Source organism: Paracoccus sp. R86501, from assembly GCF_042466435.1.
Taxonomy (GTDB): domain Bacteria; phylum Pseudomonadota; class Alphaproteobacteria; order Rhodobacterales; family Rhodobacteraceae; genus Paracoccus.
In genome coordinates, this window is record NZ_JAXHPZ010000001.1 from 1,388,324 (window position 1) to 1,412,070 (window position 23,747).

Annotated in this window: 23 protein-coding genes and 2 tRNA genes; 12 read left to right on the forward strand and 13 right to left on the reverse strand. The window is 63.3% G+C overall.

Annotation, left to right across the window (positions count from 1 at the left end; all coding sequences use genetic code 11):
• Nucleotides 1–37: 37 nt before the first annotated feature.
• Together SJY40_RS06750 and SJY40_RS06755 are read right to left on the reverse strand one after the other, a co-directional pair.
• Nucleotides 38–739, reverse strand: a complete 702-nt coding sequence (locus tag SJY40_RS06750; RefSeq protein ID WP_378944149.1) for a substrate binding domain-containing protein — start codon at nt 737–739, stop codon at nt 38–40.
• Between the two features lie 42 nt (nt 740–781).
• The gene (locus SJY40_RS06755) at nt 782–919 is read right to left on the reverse strand and encodes a LysR family transcriptional regulator (protein WP_378944151.1); all 138 of its coding nucleotides are present in this window, start codon (nt 917–919) and stop codon (nt 782–784) included.
• 93 nt (nt 920–1,012) lie between these two features.
• On the opposite strand from SJY40_RS06755, the gene SJY40_RS06760 reads away from it, so the two are divergent.
• Nucleotides 1,013–2,191, forward strand: coding sequence for an MFS transporter (locus SJY40_RS06760; RefSeq protein WP_378944154.1), 1,179 nt, complete (start codon nt 1,013–1,015; stop codon nt 2,189–2,191).
• 51 nt (nt 2,192–2,242) lie between these two features.
• Here SJY40_RS06760 and SJY40_RS06765 read toward each other — a convergent pair whose 3' ends face one another.
• Nucleotides 2,243–2,986 (reverse strand): SDR family NAD(P)-dependent oxidoreductase, encoded by a 744-nt coding sequence (locus tag SJY40_RS06765; RefSeq protein WP_378944157.1) that lies wholly within the window; start codon nt 2,984–2,986, stop codon nt 2,243–2,245.
• 243 nt (nt 2,987–3,229) lie between these two features.
• Between SJY40_RS06765 and SJY40_RS06770 the strand changes: the two genes are divergently transcribed.
• From SJY40_RS06770 to SJY40_RS06785, 4 genes are all read left to right on the forward strand, one after another.
• Nucleotides 3,230–3,916 (forward strand): GntR family transcriptional regulator, encoded by a 687-nt coding sequence (locus tag SJY40_RS06770; protein WP_378944160.1) that lies wholly within the window; start codon nt 3,230–3,232, stop codon nt 3,914–3,916.
• Between the two features lie 146 nt (nt 3,917–4,062).
• The gene (locus SJY40_RS06775; RefSeq protein WP_378944163.1) at nt 4,063–5,049 is read left to right on the forward strand and encodes a TRAP transporter substrate-binding protein; all 987 of its coding nucleotides are present in this window, start codon (nt 4,063–4,065) and stop codon (nt 5,047–5,049) included.
• 51 nt (nt 5,050–5,100) lie between these two features.
• Nucleotides 5,101–5,640, forward strand: coding sequence for a TRAP transporter small permease (locus SJY40_RS06780; RefSeq protein ID WP_378944166.1), 540 nt, complete (start codon nt 5,101–5,103; stop codon nt 5,638–5,640).
• Nucleotides 5,640–6,923, forward strand: coding sequence for a TRAP transporter large permease (locus SJY40_RS06785; protein ID WP_378944169.1), 1,284 nt, complete (start codon nt 5,640–5,642; stop codon nt 6,921–6,923). The genes SJY40_RS06780 and SJY40_RS06785 overlap by 1 nt, the downstream gene beginning before the upstream one ends.
• Here the strand turns inward: SJY40_RS06785 and SJY40_RS06790 are convergent.
• On the reverse strand, nt 6,875–7,507 hold the full coding sequence (locus SJY40_RS06790) for a TetR/AcrR family transcriptional regulator (RefSeq protein WP_378944172.1): 633 nt from the start codon (nt 7,505–7,507) through the stop codon (nt 6,875–6,877). The two genes, SJY40_RS06785 and SJY40_RS06790, sit on opposite strands and share 49 nt — an antisense overlap.
• A 133-nt stretch (nt 7,508–7,640) precedes the next feature.
• On the opposite strand from SJY40_RS06790, the gene SJY40_RS06795 reads away from it, so the two are divergent.
• Complete coding sequence (locus SJY40_RS06795) at nt 7,641–8,204, forward strand: carboxymuconolactone decarboxylase family protein (protein WP_378948303.1); 564 nt, start codon at nt 7,641–7,643, stop codon at nt 8,202–8,204.
• A gap of 166 nt (nt 8,205–8,370) precedes the next feature.
• Here SJY40_RS06795 and SJY40_RS06800 read toward each other — a convergent pair whose 3' ends face one another.
• The 4 genes from SJY40_RS06800 to SJY40_RS06815 form a co-directional block, all read right to left on the reverse strand.
• Nucleotides 8,371–10,635 carry an adenosylcobalamin-dependent ribonucleoside-diphosphate reductase gene (locus SJY40_RS06800; protein ID WP_378944175.1) on the reverse strand — a complete coding sequence of 755 codons (2,265 nt, stop codon included), beginning with the start codon at nt 10,633–10,635 and terminating at the stop codon, nt 8,371–8,373.
• 119 nt (nt 10,636–10,754) lie between these two features.
• Nucleotides 10,755–11,570, reverse strand: coding sequence for a lysophospholipid acyltransferase family protein (locus SJY40_RS06805; RefSeq protein ID WP_378944177.1), 816 nt, complete (start codon nt 11,568–11,570; stop codon nt 10,755–10,757).
• Complete coding sequence (locus SJY40_RS06810) at nt 11,567–12,352, reverse strand: GNAT family N-acetyltransferase (protein ID WP_378944179.1); 786 nt, start codon at nt 12,350–12,352, stop codon at nt 11,567–11,569. Before SJY40_RS06810 ends, SJY40_RS06805 begins: the two co-directional genes overlap by 4 nt.
• A 143-nt stretch (nt 12,353–12,495) precedes the next feature.
• The gene (locus SJY40_RS06815; protein WP_378944182.1) at nt 12,496–12,675 is read right to left on the reverse strand and encodes a DUF3553 domain-containing protein; all 180 of its coding nucleotides are present in this window, start codon (nt 12,673–12,675) and stop codon (nt 12,496–12,498) included.
• Nucleotides 12,676–12,713: 38 nt separating this feature from the next.
• On the opposite strand from SJY40_RS06815, the gene SJY40_RS06820 reads away from it, so the two are divergent.
• Entirely contained in the window at nt 12,714–13,337 is a 624-nt protein-coding gene (locus tag SJY40_RS06820; RefSeq protein WP_378944185.1) for a histidine phosphotransferase family protein, read from the forward strand.
• A gap of 15 nt (nt 13,338–13,352) precedes the next feature.
• Here SJY40_RS06820 and SJY40_RS06825 read toward each other — a convergent pair whose 3' ends face one another.
• From SJY40_RS06825 to SJY40_RS06845, 5 genes are all read right to left on the reverse strand, one after another.
• A complete protein-coding gene (locus tag SJY40_RS06825) occupies nt 13,353–14,618 on the reverse strand; it encodes a glutamate-5-semialdehyde dehydrogenase (RefSeq protein WP_378944188.1) in 1,266 nt (421 codons plus the stop codon).
• A 110-nt stretch (nt 14,619–14,728) separates the two neighbouring features.
• A tRNA-Asp gene (locus SJY40_RS06830) sits at nt 14,729–14,805 on the reverse strand.
• 27 nt (nt 14,806–14,832) lie between these two features.
• Nucleotides 14,833–14,909: transfer RNA gene (locus SJY40_RS06835), tRNA-Asp, on the reverse strand.
• A 145-nt stretch (nt 14,910–15,054) separates the two neighbouring features.
• On the reverse strand, nt 15,055–16,317 hold the full coding sequence (locus SJY40_RS06840) for a PRC-barrel domain-containing protein (RefSeq protein ID WP_378944191.1): 1,263 nt from the start codon (nt 16,315–16,317) through the stop codon (nt 15,055–15,057).
• Nucleotides 16,318–16,388: 71 nt separating this feature from the next.
• Nucleotides 16,389–17,486 carry an anhydro-N-acetylmuramic acid kinase gene (locus SJY40_RS06845; RefSeq protein WP_378944193.1) on the reverse strand — a complete coding sequence of 366 codons (1,098 nt, stop codon included), beginning with the start codon at nt 17,484–17,486 and terminating at the stop codon, nt 16,389–16,391.
• 60 nt (nt 17,487–17,546) lie between these two features.
• Here SJY40_RS06845 and tyrS point away from each other — a divergent pair, with 60 nt between their 5' ends.
• The 5 genes from tyrS (at nt 17,547) to treY (ending at nt 23,680) form a co-directional block, all read left to right on the forward strand.
• The gene (gene tyrS, locus SJY40_RS06850; RefSeq protein ID WP_378944196.1) at nt 17,547–18,803 is read left to right on the forward strand and encodes a tyrosine--tRNA ligase; all 1,257 of its coding nucleotides are present in this window, start codon (nt 17,547–17,549) and stop codon (nt 18,801–18,803) included.
• Between the two features lie 113 nt (nt 18,804–18,916).
• On the forward strand, nt 18,917–19,069 hold the full coding sequence (locus SJY40_RS06855) for a hypothetical protein (RefSeq protein WP_378944199.1): 153 nt from the start codon (nt 18,917–18,919) through the stop codon (nt 19,067–19,069).
• Nucleotides 19,070–19,232: 163 nt separating this feature from the next.
• Complete coding sequence (locus tag SJY40_RS06860) at nt 19,233–19,664, forward strand: hypothetical protein (protein ID WP_378944202.1); 432 nt, start codon at nt 19,233–19,235, stop codon at nt 19,662–19,664.
• Nucleotides 19,665–19,749: 85 nt separating this feature from the next.
• Nucleotides 19,750–21,486, forward strand: a complete 1,737-nt coding sequence (gene treZ, locus SJY40_RS06865) for a malto-oligosyltrehalose trehalohydrolase (RefSeq protein ID WP_378944205.1) — start codon at nt 19,750–19,752, stop codon at nt 21,484–21,486.
• The gene (gene treY, locus SJY40_RS06870) at nt 21,440–23,680 is read left to right on the forward strand and encodes a malto-oligosyltrehalose synthase (RefSeq protein ID WP_378944208.1); all 2,241 of its coding nucleotides are present in this window, start codon (nt 21,440–21,442) and stop codon (nt 23,678–23,680) included. Before treZ ends, treY begins: the two co-directional genes overlap by 47 nt.
• Nucleotides 23,681–23,747: the final 67 nt, after the last annotated feature.

Genomic DNA, 23,747 nt, shown 5'->3' on the forward strand with positions numbered 1-23,747 from the left:
CGGTCGAAAGACCGGGCATTTTTCATGTTCGCCCCTGTCAGATGATGCCTTCCAGCCAGTCCAGAAAAACGGCCAGCCGCCGCAGGCCCGAACTGCGCGTCAGATACAGCGCGGTGACATCCAAGGGGTCGGCCAGCAGGTCGTCTGTAAACAAGGGGACCAGCCGACCCGCCTTCAGATCCTCGGCGACCATGAACTGCGAAAAGCGCGCCACGCCCATGCCGCCCAGCACCAGTTGGCGCACGGCCTCGCCATTGCCCGCCGTGACGGCGGTGCGCAGGATGACTGGCTCGGGAAGACCGCGAAAGCGCAGGGTATTGATGTGATCGGGGGCCTGAAACCGCACCTGTTCCAGCCGGGCCAGATCGGCGGGCGTCTCGGGCCAGCCCATGCGGTCCAGATAGGCGGGCGCCGCCACCAGCCGCCAAGGGGCGCGCCCCAGCCTGCGCCGCAGCATGGCACTGTCGGGCAGCGGGCCGAAGCGGATCGCGACATCGGCATGGGCGCCGATCAGATCAACCGGGGTGTCGGTCATCTCCAGCGTCAGATCGACCTGCGGATAGGCCCGGCGGAACTGCTCAAGGCGCGGTGCCAGCACGTGCAGCACGAAGGGTACCGGCGCGTTCACCCGCAACGGCCCCTGCGGGCTGCGGCTGTTCGACGCCAGCTCGGCCAGGGCTTCGGTGCGTTCCAGGATGTCGCGCGCGGCCTCCAGCAGGTCGCGGCCCTCGGGGGTCATCTCGATCAGCCGCGTCGTGCGGCGCAGCAGGGCAACGCCCAGCTACCCTTCCAGCCGCGTCACCGTCCGGCTGAGCGTCGATGGCGCCACCCCAAGCCGCCGCCCCGCCTCGGCAAAGCCGCCGTCCTGAACTACGGCGACGAAGGCGGCAAGATCGCGTGTCTGGGGCAATTCGTGCATCTGGCGCAATGATCCTTTGCCAAGCTGTCCGTTCACGCAAAAGCCTAGCGCTGCCATCTGGGGCGGGAAAGTGAAAACCCACAGGAGTTTCCCATGCCCCTTGCCCTTCTGGCGCTGACCATCAGCGCCTTTGCCGTCGGCACGACCGAGTTCGTGATCGTCGGTCTGTTGCCCACAATCGCCGTAGATCTGGGTGTCACGCTGCCGTCGGCGGGACTGCTGGTCAGCCTCTATGCGCTTGGCGTGACCATTGGCGCGCCCATCCTGACCGCACTGGCCGGAGCCATGCCCCGCAAGCGGCTGCTGCTGATGCTGCTGGTGCTTTTCATCGCCGGTAACGCCTTCGCGGCTTTCGCGCCCGGCTACGACAGCCTGATCATTGCACGGTTCCTGACCGGATTGGCCCATGGCGTCTTCTTCGCCATCGCATCGACCATCGCCACCAGCCTTGTGGCGCGTGACAAGGAAAGCTCGGCTATCGCGCTGGTGTTTCTTGGACTGACGGTGGCACTGGTCACCGGCGTGCCCTTGGGGACTTGGATCGGCCAAAGCTTCGGCTGGCAGGCGACCTTCCTTGGCGTCGTCGGGCTGGGTCTGATCGGACTGATCGCCTCGGCTCTGCTGATCCCCGGCGATCTGAGCCAAGGGGTCGCGCCGGGTCTAAAGGCACAGCTGCGCGTCCTGACCTCGCCCCGCCTGCTGCTGGTCTATCTGATCACCGCCATTGGATACGGCGGCAACTTCATCGCCTTCACCTATCTGGCCCCGATGCTGACCCAAGTAACCGGGTTCGGCGCAGGGGCGGTCAGTCTGGTGATCCTGCTCTATGGTGCCTCGGTCGCGGTGGGCAATGTGGTCGGCGGCAAGCTGGCCGATCGCATGGGCGCGGTGCCCGCACTGACGGTGATCTTCGTCGGGTTGACCGCAGTGCTGCTGGCACTGGGCCTGACCCTGACATCGCCCATAGCTGCTATCATCGTCATCGCGGTCTGGGGCGGCTTCGCCTTTGCCAATGTGCCGCCATTGCAGGCCTATACCGTGCAGATCGCGCGGCAGGTCGCGCCGGACGCGGTCGATGTCGCCTCGGGGCTGAATATCGGAGCCTTCAATCTGGGCATCGCCTTCGGGGCATGGGCGGGTGGCATCGCGGTCCAGACCGTCGGCTTGGGCGCGACGCCCTTCCTTGCAGCAGGGGTCGTGGCGGTCGCGGTGCTGCTGATCCGGCTGGCAGGACAGCTTGACCACGCGGCACATCCCCTGGCGGCGGAATGACCGCCCGTCGATCAAAGCATTGCCCTGCCAACATATGGCAGGGCAATCGGGTCAGCTGAACAGCATGCCGCCGTTGATATCGATATTGACGCCGGTCATGAAGGCGCTGTCGTCCGAGGCAAGGAACGCCACCGCATTGGCGATATCATCGGGGACGCCCTGACGCTTGACAGGGGCTGCGGCCTCGAACCCGCGACGGGCCTGATCCGGCGTGAAGATATTGTGGAAATCGGTATCGACCATGCCGGGGCACAGCCCGTTGACGCGTATATCGGGGCCCAGCTCCTTGGCCAGACTGCGCGTCAGGGTCATCACCGCCCCCTTGGAGGCCGCATAGGCAGCCGATCCCGCCCCGCCACCATCGCGTGCGGCCTGGCTGGCGATGTTGACGATGGCACCCTTGTCCATCTGCGCCACGGCGGCCTTGGTCATCAAAAAGACGCTGGTCAGGTTCAGTTCCATGACCTTGTTCCAATGCGTCATATCCATCTCGCGCAGCGAATTGCGCGCCACCAGACCGCCCGAATTGTTCACCAGCACATGCAGTCCGCCGAAGGTATCGACCGCAGTCTGCACCAGCTTGTCAACCTGCGCCGGATCCGTCAGGTCACCCTGAACGGCAACGGCGTTGCCGCCTGCGCCCTTAATCTGCGCCACGACCTTTTCGGCACCCTCCGCCGAGGCGTGATAGTTGATGACGACATTGGCACCCTCGGCGGCCAGCTTGATGGCGCAGGCCGCGCCGATGTCACGCCCACCCCCGGTCACGATCGCGGTTTGTCCCTGAAGTCGCATGTTGCTTCCTTTTCAATTCGTGGCGTCGGGATCACGACGGGCGGCATCCCGACCGGACCCACCCGTCGGTCCGGATGTGAATATGTGCCAGTTTACCCCCATCGTCAATTCTTGTATCCAAGTTAGTATCCCAGACGGCCGACACTTCGGACCCCGTGCATTCCCCCAGCCCGATGATTGACTGGCAGTACGTCCCACAAGCAGACTATAACACCCCCACCCGGAGGAACGCGCATGATCAAGATGACCACCCAGACCCAGGACAAGCGCGGCATCGTCGATGAGATCGTCGATTTCCTCTATGCCGAGATCACGTCCCTGCGCATGCTGCCGGGCACGCGCATTTCGGAACCCGATATTGCCGAACGCTTTGGTGTGTCCCGCCAACCTGTCCGCGACGCCTTCCGCCGCCTCGAGGCGATGGAGTTGATCCTTGTCCGGCCCAAGAAGGCCACCGAAGTTCGCAAATTCTCGGCGCTGGCGATAGAGAAAAGCCGCTTCGTCCGCGCCGCGGTCGAGGCTGCCGCCCTGCGGGAAGCTGCGAAGAAATGCGGGAAAGCCGATGGTTATCAGTTGGATGCCTGCATCGCCATGCAACACAAGGCCCTAGTCCAGAACGATCACATCGGCTTTGGCGATCTTGATTACGATTTTCACGACCAGATCTGCAGGATCGGCTGTGTGCCCTATGCCTTCGACGTGATCCGTGCGGAAAAGGCCAAAGTCGATCGACTGTGCATTCTGGGTCTGGCCAAGGAACGGCGCATGCCGGAGCTGATTGCCGACCACGAGGCCATCGCCACCGCGATCAAGGCGAACGACCCCGAAGCGGCCGCCAGCGCCGGGATGCTGCACCTGTCGCGCCTTGACGAAACCATCGCCGCCATTCGCGTGAACAGCGCCGCCTATTTCGAAGACGACCGTTCCTGACGAAATATGCCGGAACTGCCAGAATGGGCACCCCGAACTGACCCGTCACGAATCATCTTGTATCCAAGATTAAACGCCACCATGCTGTTCCCCAGCTTCGGACGTTTGAGGAGACGCCCGGCCGTTGTCATTCAGGGAGGAACCGCATGACCATGCTCGCTCGTATCACCCGCACCACCGCCATCGTCGCCTTGTCCGCAGGGCTTGCCACGGCCGCTTCGGCGCAGAACCTGCGCGGCTGGAACATCCATGTCGAAGATTACCCCGTGTCGATCGCGATGGAATCCTTCGTTAACGAGATCAACGAAAAGACCGGCGGCGAAGTCACGGGCAAGGTCTTCCACAACGGTGTCTTGGGCGATCAGCCCGATGCCATCCAGCAGATACGCCTTGGCGCGCTGGACTTTGGTGAATTCAGCCTTGGGCCGATGGGGCCTGTCGTGCCCGAAACCAACGTCGTCTCCCTGCCCTTCATCTTTGCCTCGGTCCCCGAGATGTACCGCCTGATGGACGGCGAGGTCGGTGATGCCATCGGTGCCGGCATGGAGGCCAAGGGCATCAAGGCGCTTGGCTGGTATGCCGCCGGGGCGCGCAGTTTCTACAACTCGGTCCGCCCGATCAACACGCCTGCCGATGTCGAGGGCCTGAAGATGCGCGTCATGTCGAACGATCTTTTCGTCAACATGATCTCGGCGATGGACGGCAATGCCACCCCCATGGCCTTTGCCGAGGTCTATCAGTCACTGAAGACCGGCGTCGTTGACGGGGCAGAAAACAACCCGCCCAGCTATGAATCGACCAACCATTACGAGGTCGCCAAGTATCTGTCGCTGACCGAACACCTGATCATTCCCGAATGCCTGTGCATGTCGCTGAAGACCTGGGACAAGCTAAGCCCGGAACATCAGGACATCGTCATGGCCGCGGGCCGCGCCAGCGCCGATCATCAGCGCGAACTCTGGGCCGAACGCGAGGCTGCCAGTCTGGAAACCGTCAAGGCGGGCGGCACCGAGGTGAACACCGTCAACGACAAGGCCCCCTTCCAGCAGGCCATGGCCCCCGTCTATGACACGTTCCTGCAGGCGAACCCGGATCTGTCCGAACTGGTCGATCTGATCCGCAACGCCCAGTAAGGCCACAAGGGGGCCGCGCCGCGCGGTCCCCGCCTTTCGAAAGACCCGATGATGACAAACGAACCGATCCTCTATCGGCGGATCGAACAGGGCCTGAACCTTGTTCGGATGCTGTGCATGGGCGTGGCCTCGGTGGCCCTGGTCGTGCTGATCGTGACCTTCGGCTGGCTGGTGTTCGGCCGCTATGTGCTGAACGTGACGCCCACCTGGGTCGAACAGTTGGCGCTGCTGCTGATCTGCTATATCGCCTTTCTGGGTGCCGCCGCAGGCGTGCGCGAAGACACCCATATCGGCGTGACGCTGTTTCGCGACATGCTGCCCGTGACGCTGCAGAAGCTGGTGATGATCGGGATCGACATCGTGCTGGCGGGGTTCGGCGTGCTGATCCTGTTGGCCGGACTGCAGCTGATGGCCTTCGGAATGGATACCGTACTGCCGATGCTGGGCCTGCCCGAGGCCGTCCGCACGGCCGCGATCACCAGCCTCGGTGGTCTGATGGTGCTGTTCGCGGGCCTGCGCGGCGTTCTGCGTATCTGGCGTTTCGGGGCATGGTCGCCCTTGGACGATCCGCTTGATCAAGAGGTGATCTGATGGGACTGGCGCTTCTTCTTGGCATCTTTGCCTTCGGTGTCGTCGTCGGCATGCCGGTGGCCTTCGCTATGGGCCTGGCAGCCGCCTCGGCCTTCGCCTTCGAAGGTTTTCCCGCCGTCATCACCTTCCAGCGGGCTACCGCAGGCGTGTCGGTCTTTTCACTGCTGGCGATCCCCTTCTTCATCTTCGCGGGCGAGATCATGCTGCACGGCGGTATCGCCCGGCGTCTTGTCCGGCTGGCCTCGGCGCTGGTCGGGCACCTGAAGGGCGGGCTGGCGATGGTCAACATCTTCTCGTCAATGCTGTTCGGTGGGATATCGGGGTCAGCCGTGGCCGACATCTCGGCCTTGGGGTCACTTCTAGTGCCGGTGATGAAGGAACGCGGCTATCGCCCCGATTTCGCGGTGAACGTCACGGTCACCAGTTCGATCGCTGGCATCGTCATCCCGCCCAGCCACAACATGATCATCTATGCCGTTGCGGCGGGGGGCGGGATCTCGATTTCGGGTCTGTTTCTGGCGGGTGTCGTGCCCGGCATGCTGATGTGCATCTGCCTGGCGGTTGCGGCCTATATCATGTCGATCAAGCACAACTATCCGTCCGAGCCCTTCCCCGGCTGGAAAGCCGTCGGCCATTCCGCCATCGACGCCATGCCCGGTTTCATGACGGCGGTGATCATCGTCGGCGGCACCCTGTCGGGGATCTTCACCGTCACCGAATCCGGCGCGTTCGGCGCGATCTATGCACTGTTGTTGACGGTGTTCTATTACCGAAGCCTGACCTTCAAGGCCTTCCTGCAGGCGGTCACCGGCGCAGTCCGGACCACGGCGATGGTGATGATCCTGATCGCATTCGCCAGTTCCTTCGCCTATCTTCTGGCGCTGTATCAGGTGCCCGAACAGCTTTCGAACCTGCTGGTCACCATCTCGGATAATCCGATCATCATCCTGCTGATGATCAACGTGATCCTGCTGCTGCTGGGGATGATCATGGACATGGCGGCGCTGATCCTGATCTGCACGCCGATCTTCCTGCCCATCGCCAAGGGGCTTGGCATGGACCCGACGCAGTTCGGCATCATGCTGCTGATCAACCTCGGCATCGGGCTATGCACGCCGCCCGTGGGCACCTGCCTCTTCGTCGGCTGCGCGGTCGGCCGCATCAAGATGGAGCAGGCGCTGAAGTCGATCTGGCCCTTCTACTTGGCGATCTTCGTCGCGCTGATGCTGGTGACCTATGTCCCCGCCGTCTCGCTGTGGTTGCCGTCGGTGCTGCTGGACTGAGGCAGGCGGCCGATCTCGGCGGCGAGGTCCTGGCACAGATCGTGCATGCGCTGCGGATCGGTCTCGCGCTGCGCCTGCACCTTCAGCCCGAAGATATAGGTCTGGACGCGGTGGGCCAGCCGCGCGGTATCGACGGACGCCGGCAGTTCGCCCTTGTCCTGCGCCGCACGCAGCGCCGAACCGATCACCTGTTCGACCCGGTCCAGATGCGCGGTGATAAAGCTGCGCAGATCGCCCTCCTGCGGCACTTCCAGCAGTGATTTCACCAGCATGCAGGCCGTCGAGGGGCGGTTGCAGGGCGCCAGATCCGCCAGCCCTTCAAGATGTCGTTGCAATGCCGCAAGGGGCGACGGGCTGGTCTCGATCATCGCCTGCATCTCGGCGGTCATGCGACCGGCATAGCGATCCAGCGTGGCGCGAAACAACGCCTCCTTGCTGTGGAAGGCTGCATAGATCGAACCGGGCTTCATCGCCAGCACCCCCTCCAGATCCTTCAGCGAGGTGGCGTGATAGCCCTTCGCCCAGAACAGGGTCATCGCCGCTTCCAGTGCGGCTTCGCGGTCATATGAAGCGGTGCGTGCCATACCCCGATTTAAAGCGCGATGGGACAAAGGTGCAATGGTATCACGAAAAGTTTGAGCGATCGCTCAAATTACGCCTTGAGCAATCGCTCAAGAATGGCCAGATTGGGCGCATCACCAAAGGAAAGGCCACATGATGTCCAAATTCGAACGTCTCGACGAAAGCAATGCCCCCGCCGCCGCAGTGCCGCTGATCGAAAAGTCCAAGGCCGCTTTCGGTCGCCTGCCCGGCCTGCACGCCGTCATGGCCCAAGCGCCGTCGCTGCTGGACGGATACCAGGTGCTACACCGTCTGTTTGCCGAGGAAACCTCGTTCGACGCCGATGAAAAGACCGTGGTCTGGCAGTCGATCAACGTTTATCACCAGTGCCACTATTGCGTTCCGGCCCATACCGGCATCGCCAAGATGATGAAGGTGGACGACCAGATCACCAACGCCCTGCGCGATGAGACGCCGCTGCCCACCGACAAGCTGGAAGCCCTTCGGACCTTCACGCTGAAGATGGCAGACAGCCGCGGCAACCCGACCGAGGCCGATCTGAACGCCTTCTATGCGGCCGGCTACGGCGAGCGGCAGGTGCTGGAAATCGTGCTGGGCCTGGCCCAGAAGGTCATGAGCAATTATACCAACCACCTTGCCGAGACGCCGGTGGATGCACCGATGCAGCAATTCGCCTGGACCCCCAAGGCCGATCGCTGATCGGGACCAAAGTCTTAAGTGTTAACACGGCGGCGGGGCATGGCCCTGCCGCTTTTTCACGGGCGACGCAGGTAACGACCCACGCCCCATTGCAAAAAACGGCCCCGGGGGTTCACCCCGAGGCCGTTCCAGATCGCGATCAAGGCGATGCTGTCTGATGTTCAGCTCAGCCGCACTTCGAATGGCCGCAGCTGGGGCAGGTCATGCAGCCTTCGACCATCCGCATGCCGAACTGGCCGCAGCTGGGGCAGGACGGACCGCGCGGAGCCTCGCCCACGGCCATGACTTCGGCCTTGGGGTCGGTCTTCAGGCCCAGACCTTCGCCAGCCAGGAAGCCGGTTTCGATCAGGTGACGTTCGATCACGCCGCCGATGGCCGCCAGGATCGAGGGCACATAGCGACCCTGCATCCATGCACCACCGCGCGGATCGAAGACGGCCTTCAGCTCTTCGACCACGAAGGACACATCGCCACCGCGACGGAAGACGGCCGACACCATGCGCGTCAGTGCGACGGTCCAGGCGTAATGCTCCATGTTCTTCGAGTTGATGAAGATCTCGAACGGGCGACGGTTGTTGGCCTGAACGATGTCGTTGATCGTGATATAGATCGCGTGTTCCGACCCCGGCCACTTCAGCTTGTAGGTCGCGCCTTCCAACGCGGCGGGACGGTCCAGCGGCTCGGTCAGATAGACGACATCGGCGCCGGTATCGGCCTCGGGGGCCTCTTCGGTCTTTTCGCTGACCGACAGGACCGAACCCGTGACGTCGTTCGGACGATAGGTCGTGCAGCCCTTGCAGCCCAGATCCCAAGCCGACATGTAGACGTCCTTGAATTCTTCGAAGCTGATATCCTCGGGGCAGTTGATAGTCTTGGAAATCGAGCTGTTGACCCATTCCTGCGCGGCCGCCTGCATGGCGACGTGATCCTTGGGGGCCAGGGTCTGGGCGTTCACGAAGTAATCGGGCAGTTCGGCATCACCCTTCAGGTCGCGCCACATCTGGACGGCGTAATCGACGACCTCTTCCTCGGTCCGCGAGCCGTCCTTCTGCAGGACCTTGCGGGTATAGGCATAGGCGAAGACCGGCTCGATCCCCGAGGAGACGTTGCCTGCATAGAGGCTGATGGTGCCGGTCGGCGCGATCGAGGTCAGCAGCGCGTTGCGGATGCCATGCTTGGCGATGGCGTCGCGGACGTCCTTGTCCATCTTGGACATGAAGCCCGAGGCCAGATACTTCTTCGCGTCGAACAGCGGGAACGCGCCCTTTTCCTTGGCCAGATCCACGGACGCCAGATAGGCGGAACGTGCGATCGCCTTCATCCAGACGCCGGTCTGTGCGACGGCATCCTCGGCGCCGTAACGCAGGCCCAGCATCAGCAGCGCGTCGGCCAGACCGGTGACGCCCAGACCGATGCGGCGCTTGTTGCGGGCTTCTTCGGCCTGCGCGTCCAGCGGGAATTTCGACGCATCGACGACGTTGTCCATCATGCGGATCGCGGTGCGGACCAGATCGTCCAGCGCCTCGGGGTCCATCTGGGCCGCGTCGGTGAAGGGATCGGTGACCAGACGCGCCAGATTGATCGAACCCAGCAGACATGCGCCATAGGGCGGCAGCGGCTGTTCCCCACAAGGGTTGGTCGCGCAGATCGTCTCGACATAGTTCAGGTTGTTCGACTTGTTGATGCGGTCGATGAAGATGACGCCCGGCTCGGCATAGTCATAGGTCGCCTTCATGATCCGATTCCACAGGTCCAGTGCCTGAACCGTGCGGTACACCTTGCCGTCGAACTTCAGTTCCCACGGCGCATCGGCGCGCACGGCATCCATGAAGTCGTCGGTGACCAGAACCGACAGGTTGAACATGCGCAGACGGGCGCTGTCCTGCTTGGCCTCGATGAAATGCTCGACGTCGGGGTGATCGCAACGCATCGTGGCCATCATGGCCCCGCGGCGCGAACCTGCCGACATGATGGTCCGGCACATCGCGTCCCAAACATCCATGAAGGACAGCGGACCGCTGGCGTCGGCCGCCACGCCCTTGACTGCCGCGCCGCGCGGACGGACCGTGCTGAAGTCATAACCGATACCGCCACCCTGCTGCATGGTCAGCGCGGCTTCCTTCAGCATGTCGAAAATGCCCGACATGCTGTCCGGAATCGTGCCCATGACAAAGCAGTTGAACAGCGTGACCGAACGACCCGTTCCGGCACCTGCCAGAATGCGGCCAGCGGGCAGATACTTGAAGTCCTCCAGCGCCGAGAAGAACTTGTCTTCCCACTTCGCCGGTTCTTTTTCCACGCGCGCCAGATCGCGCGCGACGCGACGCCAACTGTCCTCGACCGAGCCGTCGACCGCCTGCCCATCGGCGTCTTTCATCCGGTACTTCATATCCCAGATCTGTTCGGCGATCGGCGCGGCAAAGCGGGTCATCGGGGCATCCTTTGATGTTCGAGTGTATATTTGCACTACATATGGTAGTATTTGGAAGGTCTTTAGACCCGAGATTTAGCGAACTCAACAGCAGAGATCGGTTGACAAGCTAAGTTTTTTTAACGCCCGCCACGCACTGCTTCTTCAGCCTTGGCAGATAAGGATTTTCGCGTTTCGCCCGCCACCGGAATCGAATCACACAATTGCACGATCACCGATCCCTGCCGCTTGACTGCAAGCACGTTCAGCAGATGCGACCCCAGATCCATGTCTGCCCACCAGCCATAGAATCGCGGATCCTCGCCTTCAGGCGCGCGATATATCGCGGTCATCGGCTGGATGGCCAGATCCCTTGGCAGATCGTCGGCAAGGAAGCCCTGAAACAGCGTCGCCTTGAAGGGCAGCACCCGCTGACCGTCCGACGAGGTGCCTTCGGGAAAGAACAACAGCCGATGACCGGCCCGCACCCGTGCGGCAAATTCGCCCGCCTGCTGACGGGCCAGACGCGGGTCGCGGATGACGAAATGCGTGTTCGTCACGCGCGTCAGGATGTTGATGCCGGGCCAGCTGGCAACCTCGGACTTGCTGACGAAGAACACCGGCATGGCGGCATTCATCACCAAAATATCCAACCAGCTGGAGTGATTGGCCACGATCGCTCCCGGCCCGCGCATGGGTTGGCCCCGGCGCGACCAGCGGATGCCAAAACAGATCAGGACAAGGCGGCAGACCATCTGCACATGCGGGCCGGTCCAGGGGCGGCGCATGCCGTGGATCAATCGCTCAACCCCGCGCAGGGGCAGCAGGACGATCACCCCAACCAGCAGCACCAGCACGGCGGGCAGGATCCGGCGCAGGACGCGCGCCCACGCGCGCAGCCCCTGCGGTCCGGGCAAGGGTCGGGGCGGACTGTCGCGCCAGGTCGCCTGCGTCATGACGCCTGCCGACGGCTTTCATAGAACTGTTTGTGGCGCGGTGACATCAACGAGGTATCCATCATCAGGAACACATCGGTGGTGTTGAAGGCGCGATCGACGAAGGCACCCTCGCCCACCAGGCCGCCGACCCGCAGATAGGCCTTGATCAGCGCCGGCATGCCGACCATCGCCTCGCGGCGGTCCAGTCGGTCCGGAGCGATCAGGTTCATATCGACGAAACCGGAAGGCTGCGCACGGGCGCGCAGATCGGGCGGCGCAAGGTGATTGTGGTGCAGCCAGCTGAGCGAGGGCGCCAGCATCGGCACGTCGGTGCCGTGAAAGCTGGCGACGCCGAACAGGATTTCGCTCTTCTTCTCCAGCACGTAATCGGACAGTGCGTTCCACATCAGGAACATGGCCGAACCACCGCGATAATCGGCGTGGACACAGGACCGGCCCAGCTCCAACAACGGGCGGCCGCTGTCGCGCAGGGGCGTCAAGTCGTATTCAGTATCGCAATAGAAGCGGCCAAAGTCCTGCGCCTGATCGCTGGTCAGCAGACGATAGACGCCGACGACGTGATCCAGATCCTCTTCGCTGCGGCGGGTATCGACCAGACAGAGGTGATCCACGACCGGATCGAACTCGTCCCGCTCCAGCCGGGCGTCGTGATCGACCATCGGACCGGTGCCGCCAAGTTCCTCGACGAAGACGCGATAACGCAGGCGTTGTGCGGCCAGCAGGTCCCGCGAGGTTTCCGCAAGACGTATCTGGAAGAAGGACGGTTCGGCGCGGTTCACGGGGCCTCGGCTCTCATAGGGTTGCGCCTGTCTAGGAAACGCGGGGCATCATTGCAACATGGCAGCCCATCGATCACACCCGAAGGCAAGGTTACGCTTGCGTCACGCAACCCAAGGTTGCAGGGTTTCCCCATGAGACAAGATCAGATCCCGCTGAACCGCACGATGTCCAACTGGACGCGCTTGCCGTCGATCACCTGCTTGCCGGCTTCGGCAAAGTTGACGGTGATGCGGTCGCCGATGCGGGACTGGACCTGCCCCTCGCCCCATTCGGGTGCGCCGGGGTGACGCACGATCATGCCGGGTTCCAGTATTTCATTCACCAGGACAACTCCTTCAGATACAAGGAAGATAGACAATCATGACGGTCGATACAACGCGGATCGCTGCGGGCGATCTGGCCGCCTTGCTGGGTTCGCGCCTTTGCCACGACCTGGTGTCACCTTTGGGGGCCATCGGAAACGGGGTCGAACTGCTTGAGATGTCGCCGGATTTCCCCGACATCGCCCGATCCCCGGAAATGCGCCTGATCGCCGAGGCCGTCGCTGCCGCACGGTCGCGCATTCAGGGCTATCGCATGGCATTCGGCATGGCGTCGGGTGATCAGCGCATCCCCCGCGCCGAACTGTCGCGCTTGCTGGACGGGGTGGCCGCGCAAGGTCGCCTGACCATCACGCTGGACGCCGAGGGCGATTTCGCCCGAACCGAGATCAGGCTGGTCATGCTGGCGCTGATGTGTCTGGAAAGCGCGATGCCTTGGGGCGGGCGCGTGATGGTGCTGCGCAATGCGCCCGGCTGGCGGCTGGTGGCCGATTGCGACCGCGCGCGGCTGGACCCCGATCTGTGGGCATGGCTGGACGGTGGTTCGGCCCGCACCCCCGCCGCATCCGAGGTGCATTTCGCCATGCTGGCCGAGGCCGCGCATTCCGCAGGCAAACGCCTGACCCATGAATTCGACGACAAGGGCGGCGAGATCAGCTTTTGATCCCGCCGCGCCGCGTCAATCGCGGATCGTGCCGTCACCGGTGACCAGATATTTGAAGCTGGTCAGCTGTTCGGCCCCAACCGGCCCGCGGGCATGCATCTTGCCCGTGGCGATGCCGATTTCGGCGCCCATGCCGAATTCCGCCCCATCCGCAAACTGGGTCGAGGCGTTGCGCATCAGGATCGCGCTGTCGAGACCCGCGAAAAAGCGTCCCGCCACCGCATCATCCTTCGTCAGGATCGATTCGGTGTGCTGGCTGCCGTATTGGCGGATATGGGCAATGGCCCCATCGACCCCGTCCACCAGCTTGGCGGCGATGATCATGTCCAGAAACTCGCGCCCGAGATCATCGGGCTTGGCGGGCACGGTACCAGGGATCTGCGCCAATTCACCTTCGGCACGGACCTCGACGCCTGCTTTCAGCAGATCCTCGATCAGCACGGCGCCGTGGGCTGCATAGAACGCACGGTCGATCAGCAGGCATTCCGCCGATCCGCAAATGCCGGTGCGGCGGGTCTTGGCGTTCAGCACCACGCGACGCGCCTTTTCCAGATCGGCGGCGCCATCGGCATAGACGTGACAGATACCTTCCAGATGCGCAAACACCGGCACACGGGCTTCGCGCTGAACCAGACCGACCAGCCCCTTGCCACCACGCGGGATGATCACATCGATCAGCCCCTGCGCGCCCAGCATGGCGCTGACAGCCGCGCGGTCGCGCGTGGGCACCATCTGGATCGCCGCCTCGGGCAGACCGGCCGCGCGTAGCCCCTCGACCATGCAGGCATGGATTGCCGTGCTAGAGTTCAGGCTTTCGGACCCGCCGCGCAAGATGACCGCATTGCCGGATTTCAGCGCCAGCGCCCCCGCATCCGCCGTCACGTTCGGACGGCTTTCATAGATGACGCCGATGACGCCGATGGGCGTGCGCACCCGCTGGATATGCAGCCCCGAGGGCCGGTCCCATTCGGTGATCACCTGCCCCACCGGATCATCCTGTGCGGCCACGTCGCGCAAACCCTGGGCAATCGCCTGCAGACGCGCGGGGTCCAGCCGCAGCCGGTCCATCATCGCGTCGCTGAGGCCCTTGTCGCGGCCAAACTGCAGGTCCTGTTCGTTGGCTGCCAGAATCGTGTCGGTGTTGGCAATGACGGCATCGGCGGCGGCCAGCAGCGCAGCGCGCTTGGCTGGTGCAGGTGCCTGAGCCAGTTCGACCGCAGCCTTGCGGGCCGCCGTGCCAAGACCGTCGATCAGTTGCTGCGCCTGTGCCATGTCAGTCATCATCATCCCCCTGCGCGATCGCGCGTGAAAACCATGCAGCCCGAAAGCTGCACCCCCGCGGGGGTGGTCTTCCAAGCGGTCTATCGTGACTTTGGGGAAAGGTGAAGAAATGGCGCGGTTGACGGGGCTCGAACCCGCGACCCCCGGCGTGACAGGCCGGTACTCTAACCAACTGAGCTACAACCGCGCATATCTTCGGACGACAAATGAGTTGTGGCGCGGTTGACGGGGCTCGAACCCGCGACCCCCGGCGTGACAGGCCGGTACTCTAACCAACTGAGCTACAACCGCCCAACTCATTCACTCCAGCGTTCGTCCTCTGGAGTAAGGCGGTGTCTACTGACAGCGGGCGACCCCGTCAAGGCCGCCCGTGAAGTTTTTCTGAAATATCCGTAATTATTTTGAAGACGTTGATATTTCGAAAGGAATTGTCGAATTATTCGCTGGCTTCATGTTCCGGCAGCGCTTCGATCTCGTCCGAAGGCGTTGCGATATAGGCGTGCAGTTCGCCGTCCCCGTCCTTCTGGAACGACAGATCGGCCAGCGGCAGGGCGACGTCCTTTTCGCCAAGCCCCAAGAAACCACCGACACCGATGATCGCCGCCTGGTTTTCCGCGTCGAACATCGAGATCTCGCCGACCTCTTCATCGTCCGAGCTATAGACCGGCGTGCCGTCCATGCCTTCGGCCATCACCTCATCCGCATCGACCAAGGTGCTGCCTTCGCGCAGAGCAATCGCATTGACGCTGGCCTCGACCTCGCCCGAGCTGGGGGCGACATCCGCAGCGGCCTGATCGGCAGCAGCTTCATCGCTGGCTTCGGGGTCGACTGCTTCGGTTTTCATCGGTTCGTCGGCGGCGGCGTCATCACCCTCGGGCTCGTTCGCCATCGGATCGGCAGCAGGCATTGCTTCGGTCGGTTCGGTCTGCGCCTCGGTGGCGGTTTCCGCATCACCGCCTTGGACAGGCGCGGTCATGTCGTCGCCGGTTTCGACTTCGGCGGCTTCTTCGGCTTCAGGGGCCTCACCCATCTGGTCCTTGGCTTCGTCTTCGGCAGGCTCATCACCTGCTTCTGCCTGCGGCTCATCAGCGGCCGGTTCCTCGGCTATTTCTTCAGCAGGCTGCTCGTCGGCCTCGGCCTCGGGCTGTCCGTCAGTCGGGGCTTCTTCGGCCATTGGTTCGTCCGCGGCGTCATCCTCGGCAGCGACCGGTTCGGCTGCGGCTTCCTCATCAGCACCTGCCTCATCTGCGGCAGGCTGATCTACGGGGGCTTCTTCAGCCGCAGATTCTTCGGCCGTTGCGTCTTCGGTTGCGGGCTCGGTTGACTCGGCCTCACCCGTTTCGGCACCCATCCGCTCGACCTTGAGTTCGGCAGTCTCGGGGGCGTTGATTGTGACATCGGCTTCGGCTTCGGTCACCTCAGCCTGCATTTCTTCTCCGTCAGGGCCCATGATCTTGGGGGCGCAGTTCTCGACGGTCACTTCCGGGGGGGCTTGCGTGACGGTGACGGTCGGCTCTCCGCCCTCTTCATCGGGCATGGTCACGGTCACGGTGGGTGGCGTCTGCGTCACGGTAACGGCGGGGGCACATTGCTCGACGGTCATCGCGCCCTGTTCGGCGCCCTCCTCGGAGTCCTGCGCGAATGCGGGGCCGCTCAGCAGTGCGACGGCGGCGGCGGTTCCCAACAGATGTCTGACCATCATATCCTCCTTGATGATACGGGTGCCCGAAGGCATTCCCGTCCCAACCGCCAAGGATCGGCAAGGGTTCCTTATCTTGGGTGGCTGATGCGCCCGCCGCAGACCGGTGCCGGTGCGCCCGTCGTCATCGGACCCGAGACAGGCAGCCCCCGCATCACCCGGACCGCCATCCAGCCGAAGGCCTGCGCCTCCAGCATGTCCCCATCCAGACCGATGGTTTCAACCGGTCGGACCGGGATGCCCAGATCGTGGTTCAGCGCGGCCATCATGGCGACATTATGGCGCCCGCCGCCGCAGACCAGCACCTGCGAACAGCCGCGCGGCAGCCATTGCATGCCCGATGCCACCGACCCCGACATGGCCGCCACCAGCGTCGCTGCGGCATCTGCGACCTCAAGCGACCTGACCGCATCGGCCAGCCCCGCGAATTGGTCGCGATCCAGCGATTTTGGCGCAGGTCGTGCGAAATAGGGATGCGCCAGAAAATCGGCCAGAATTGCGCGGTCCGCCTGACCGCTGGTGGCCAATGCGCCGCCTTCGTCCCGCGTCCGGTGCAGACGTTCGCGCATCAGGTCGTTCAGCGGCGCATTCGCGGGACCAGTATCGAAGGCCACGCAGGCGCTGTCCAGATGCGGCGCGGACGCCGTCGGATCGACCCAACTGATATTGCCGACACCACCAAGGTTCAGAAACGCTACGGGCGCCGCGGGCAGATGCCCCTGCCCCACCGCCCATTCCGCGCAGGCCCAATGGAAGAAAGGCACCAGCGGCGCGCCTTCGCCCCCCTGACGGACATCTTCGCTGCGGAAATCCCAGACTACGGGACGGTCGATGGCGCGGGCCAGTTCAACACCGCTGCCGGCCTGATGTGTGCCGCGGCCGCGCGGATCATGCGCCAGCGTCTGCCCGTGAAAGCCTACGACCTGCGCCTGCGGAAAGCGGCGCGCCAGATCGGCGTGGCTGTCCTGCACCAGACGCGCGGCTTCCGGCACGCAGGGCGCGTCCTGCCACGACCCAAGCGCCGCGTGCAGGACGGCGGCCTCGTTGTCGGAAAACGCGCGGAAGGCGCTGTCGCCGAAGCCGCCGATCTTTTCGCCGTCCGTTTCGATCATCGCCGCGTTGACCCCGTCAAGCGAGGTTCCCGACATCATCCCCAAAGCCCGGATCATCGCGCCTTTTCCTTTATTGCCGCAGCCTGTATATCGCGAGCGTTCAAAAGGATGAAGCCCATGACCTATCAGCCCAAATCCGACTTCCTGCGCGTGATGACCGAGCGCGGCTATCTGGCCGATTGCACGGATTACGAGGCTTTGGACAAGGCACTGCTTGCCGGGCCGGTCACCGCCTATATCGGCTATGACGCGACGGCAGCCAGCCTGCATGTCGGCCACCTGCTGAATGTCATGATGCTGCGCTGGTTCCAGAAGACCGGCAACCGACCCATCACCCTGATGGGGGGCGGCACCACCAAGGTCGGCGATCCGTCCTTCCGCAGCGACGAACGCCCGCTGCTGGACGATGCTGCGATCCAGTCGAACATCGACGGGATGCAGCAGGTCTTTGCCCGCTATCTGGATTACGGCCATGACGGCGCGCAGATGCTGAACAACGCCGAATGGCTGGACGGGCTGAACTATCTGACCTTCCTGCGCGACATCGGGCGGCATTTCAGCGTCAACCGGATGCTGTCCTTCGAATCCGTGAAATCCCGTCTGGACCGCGAACAGTCGCTGTCCTTCCTGGAATTCAACTATATGATTCTGCAGGCCTACGACTTCCTGGAACTGAACCGCCGTTATGGCTGTCAGTTGCAGATGGGCGGGTCGGACCAATGGGGCAACATCATCAACGGCATCGACCTGACGCGGCGTGTGGACGACAAGCCGCTGTTCGGGCTGACCTCGCCCCTGCTGGCGACCAGCGACGGCCGCAAGATGGGCAAGTCGCAGGGCGGCGCGGTCTGGCTGAACGGCGCGATGCTGTCGCCCTATGAATTCTGGCAGTTCTGGCGCAACACCACCGATGCCGACGTGGGGCGTTTCCTTAAGCTTTACACCGAACTGCCGGTAGACGAATGCGACCGCCTTGGCGCGTTGCAGGGGTCGCAGATCAACGACGCCAAGATCCTGCTGGCGAATGAGGTCACGACCCTGCTGCATGGCGCCGATGCCGCCGCCAGCGCCGAAGCGACCGCCCGTCAGGTCTTTGAACAGGGCGGTGCCGGTGGCGACCTCGAGGTGGCGCTGCTGCCCGCCGGAACCGCCACCGATGGCCTGACGGTCATTCAGGCGCTGGTGCAATCGGGCATCGTCGGATCGGGCAAGGAGGCCAAGCGCCTGATCGCCGAAGGTGGTCTGCGCATGGACAACGAAGCCGTTACCGATCCCCAGACCACGGTGCAGGCCGCGGCGCTGGAAGCGGGCATCAAGGTGTCCGTCGGGAAGAAGAAGCACCGCATGCTGCGTCTGGAAGCCCCTGCAAATTGACGTAAACTTGACAGATCCACCGCTTTGACCCTGCGTCAGAGCGGTGGTCTTTTGACCGATCAATCAATATCTGATGTCCGGGGCAGGAAAACCCAACCCTAGGATACGGAATCATGACCAAGACCCAACAGAAGCCGCTGAGCATCGAAGACCGCAAGCGCAGCATCGAAGCCGAAGCCGTTTTGGAACAGATGTACGGATACTATGTCCGTGAAGAAGCGCCGCGCTATGTCGTCAGCGAACTGGACGCCCGCAAGGCCGCCTGATCGCAGGCCGCCATCGTGACGACCAAGGGGCCCCACGGGGCCCCTTCGCATGTCGGCGCATCTTCGCCCATCGCGAAATGCCAAAGTTAACGTGATCGCCCAGCATGTTGCGCAAGCACCGCCAGGGGCGTTCATGGCGGCAATCTGAAGATGGATGAACACGATGAAATTTCGCACCAATATGATCGCCGCGCTGTCGACGATCGCCATGATCGCCGCCACCCCTGCACTGGCCGACAAGAAGCATGACGATCACGGAGAGAAACGCCCGGTTCACAGCCAGGGCCATAAGGACAAAGACGACAACGGCCGTCATCTGGCACTGGGTCACGACAAGGCCAAGCACCGCGATGCGGACCATGACCGTGACCGTGACCACAAGCGCGGCCGCGACCGCGACGGTGCCCACCGCATGCGCGTCGGCGACCGCTTTTCCGACAGCGGGTTCGAGCGCGTCCGCGACCCCGGATCGCTTGGGTTGGAGCGGAACCGCGGATGGGACTATTACCGCAAGGGCTCCGATGTCTATCGCGTGGACAGCAATACGCAAAGAATTCTGGCAATCACCAACATGCTGAACATTTTCGGCGGCTGAGACCACGCGTATTGCTTTTTGTCTATCGCCGGAACGGCTTGGCCCCCAATGTCATTGTCAGACAGGATGAGGACATGGGGGTATCATGCAGGATCGGTTCTGGGGGCCCGAATTCTCGGATGGTGAATGGCTGATCAGGCTTTGGGCCGCCACGGCGGATCGGGTGCAGGTCGTTCTGGACGGCACGGCGCATCCGATGACGCGAACGGCCCAAGGTCTGTGGACCGCCAACGTCAAGGCCGCACCAGGCAGCAGCTATCTGTTCGATGTTGACGGCGTCCGGATGCCCGACCCCGCCAGCAGGCTGCAATCGGGGGGCGTTGACGATGCCTCGGTGCTGACCCTTCCCGACAGTCACGAATGGCGCTGCGATTGGCAGGGCCGCCCTTGGCCCGAGGCCGTCATCTATGAATTGCACATCGGCACCTTCACCCCGCAGGGGACGTTTGCCGCCGCTCAGGCCAAGCTGGTACAGTTGGCCGACATGGGCTTTACCGCGATCCAATTGATGCCCGTCGGGCAGTTCGCCGGCGATCGCGGATGGGGATATGACGGCGTGCTGCCCTTTGCCCCGCATCCGGTTTACGGGACACCCGGCGATCTGAAGCGGCTGATCGATGCGGCGCATGACTGCGGTTTGATGGTCATGCTGGATCTGGTGATGAACCATTTTGGTCCCACCGGCGCGTGGATCCACCACAGCTCACCCGATTTCTTCGATGCGGGGCGCAAGACGCCTTGGGGGCCTGCCATCGATTTCGGACAGCCTGCCGTGCGCAGCTTCTGGACGGATTGTGCCCTGCACTGGCTGCGCGAATACCGCTTTGACGGACTGCGTCTGGATGCCGTGCATCAGATCCAAGGGCCGGGGGCGGATGGTTTCATGGCCAATCTGGCCCGTCAGGTGCAAAGCCTGTCCCCCCGCCGCCATCTGGTGACCGAGGATGAGCGCAACACCCCCGACCTGCGGCAGATGGGCTATGACGCCAGTTGGAACGATGATTTCCACCACGCCGTCCATGTGGCACTGACGGGCGAGGATGACAGCTATTACGCCAGCTTCGCCGCCGACCCGATCGATGATCTGGCCACCGCCCTGCGCCGCGGCCATATCGAGGAAGGCCAGCCCCGGCCCCCCGCCACTCCGCGCGGTGCGCCCTGCGACCATCTGCCGGTCACCGCCTTCGTCAATGCCATCCAGACGCACGACCAGATCGGCAACCGCGCATTTGGCGACAGGCTGATCACGCTGGCGGACCCATGTGCGGTGGCCGCCGCCTATGCCCTGCTGCTGGTGTCGCCCTATGTCCCGATGGTCTTCATGGGCGAAGAGCGCGGCGAGACCGCGCCCTTCCAGTTCTTCGCGGATTTTCAGGGCGATCTTGCGCAAGCGGTACGTGACGGGCGCGCATCCGAATTTGCAGGCATCGCGGCCTTGGGACAATCGGTCCCCGATCCGCTGTCCCCCGCGACCTTTCAGGCATCGAAGCTGGGCTGGCGCGATGACGACACGGCGCGGTCTTGGGTCGAACTGACCCGCAAGGCGCTGCGCTTTCGTGCCGACCACATCGTGCCGCTGATCAAATCGCCCCGATTGCAGGCGACCGTGACCCGCCCTGCCCCCGGCCTGATCCGGGCCGAATGGCAGTTCCAGACCGGAACGCTGGCCTTGTCGCTGGCTTTCGGTCAACCTGATCCGAACCCGATCCCCGATGCGAATTTCCGCGCGGGCCATCCACAAGCCGATTTCGCGCTGACAGCAAAGGCTATTCACCATGACGCCAAGTATTCCGACCGCCACCTATCGCGTGCAACTGCGTGACGGTCTGGACTTCGACGCATTAGAATCGCGGCTTGGCTATATCGCGCAACTGGGCATATCGCATCTGTATCTGTCGCCGATCTTCACGGCAGGCAGTGGATCCACCCATGGATATGACATCACCGACCCGTCGCAAATCGATCCGGTGCTGGGCGGTCTTGACAGCTTCCGCGCGCTGGCGAAATCGGCGCACGACATGGGGCTTGGGATCATTCTGGACATCGTGCCGAACCACACGGCGTTCTCGACCGAAAACCCATGGCTGGCAGATGTGCTGCGGCGCGGTCCCTCCAGCCGTTACGCGCCGCATTTCGATATCGATTGGCAGGCGGGGCCGCTGGTCTTGCCGTGGTTGCCCGAACCGTTCGAAAAAATGCTGGCCGATGGGGCTTTCAGCATCTCGGACGGCATGTGGCGCATGGGCGATCTGGCGATCCCGCTGGCCGAGGACACCGAGGATTGCGACCTGCGGGCTGTGCATCAGGCCCAGCATTGGCGGTTGGTCCACAGCGATCTGGACCGCGACGGCATCACCCACCGACGCTTCTTCAACGTCACCGGCCTGATCGGCATGCGGGTCGAGGATCCGCGCGTCTTCACCGAGACCCATGCGCTGATCTTCGATCTGGTGCGTCAGGGGTTGGTACAGGGGCTGCGTGTCGATCACATCGACGGGCTGGTCGATCCGGCGGGTTATCTGCAACATCTGGCCCAGGAACTGCCCGACACGCCGATCTGGGTGGAAAAGATCCTGGTCCGCGACGAAACCCTGCCAGATGCCTGGCCCACCGCTGGCACCACCGGCTATGAGGCCGCGCGCCTGATTGCCCGGATGCTGACCGATGGCGATGGTCTGCAAAATCTGGACGACAGTTGGCGCCGCGTCACCGGCAACGACCACAGCTTTCATGCGGAACTGACACAATCCAAGACCGACATTCTGGACAACGAACTGGCGGCCGAGCGTCGGCAACTGGCCGATATGGCCGCCGATGCCTGCGTTGGCTCGACCATGGCGCAACCCGGCCCCGAATCGCTGCGCGAGGCGGTGACCGCCCTGCTGATCGCGATGCCCCGTTATCGCAGCTATGTCTTCGACGGGCAGGCCTCGGATGATGATCGCGCATTGATCGCGCAGGTGGCGGATCAGGCGGCGCAGGGTCTGCGGTCGGACACGGTGCTGCGCATGCTGCAGGCAATCATCTGCGCCCCCGACTTCGAGGCGCAGCATGCTTTCGTCACCCGCTTCCAGCAGGTGTCGGGCGCGCTGTTGGCCAAATCCCAGGAAGATACCGCAGGCTTCCGCTGGACGCGTTTTCTGGCCGCGAATGAGGTCGGCGCCGAACCCGATGAAGCCACGGTCATCGCGTCCGAAGCGACGCGTTTTCTGGCATCTGCCAGTCCGTCGGGGATGGTCCTGACCTCGACCCATGACACCAAACGATCCGAGGATTCGCGCATGCGTCTGGTGGCCATCAGCCACCTGCCGCAGGACTTCGACGCCTTGCTGGCAGATGCCGCCAAGCTACCTTGTGCGTCGCATGTCACCCCGGATTGGCAGTGGTACCTGCTGCAGTCGGCGCTTGCGATCCACGGTGCCGAAGACGCAGGCGACCGCCTTGCCCAGCATATGGAAAAGGCCATGCGCGAGGCCAAGCTGACCAGCTTCTGGACCAATCCCGACGAAAATGCCGAAGCAGCAGCAGCAGCCTTTGGCCATGCGGTCATCGACCGTTGGCAGGCCCGGCCCCCCAAACCGCTGCAACGGCTGATCGCCCGCGCGCAGTCGCTGTCGCTGTCGCAGCTGCTGTTCAAGATGGTGATGCCGGGCTTTCCCGATATCTATCGCGGGTCCGAGGATCAGTTCCTTGCCCTGACCGACCCCGACAATCGCCGCGCCGTCAATTGGGATCACTTGGCGGCCCTGCCCCAAGGTGCAGATTTTGGCGCGACCAAGGCCCGCTGGACACGCGATCTGCTGCAACTGCGCCATCAGGAAACACGGTTCCTGCAACGGGCCGATGCTCAGGTTCAGATCACCTCGGGGAGGGTGGCGATCACGCGCGATCTGGGCGGACGTTGTCTCTTGGCGCAATGGTCGGGCGACGTTACTGCCGACCTTTCGGGCCAGCAGATCATGTCGTTCAGGGCGGACGACGGGTCGCAGGTCGGACTGGCCTGGATGCAATCGTGACTTGCGGCCATTAACATATGACAACCGCAGGAACGCAGTCTGCGGATCGGTGTTTTAAGGATATCCG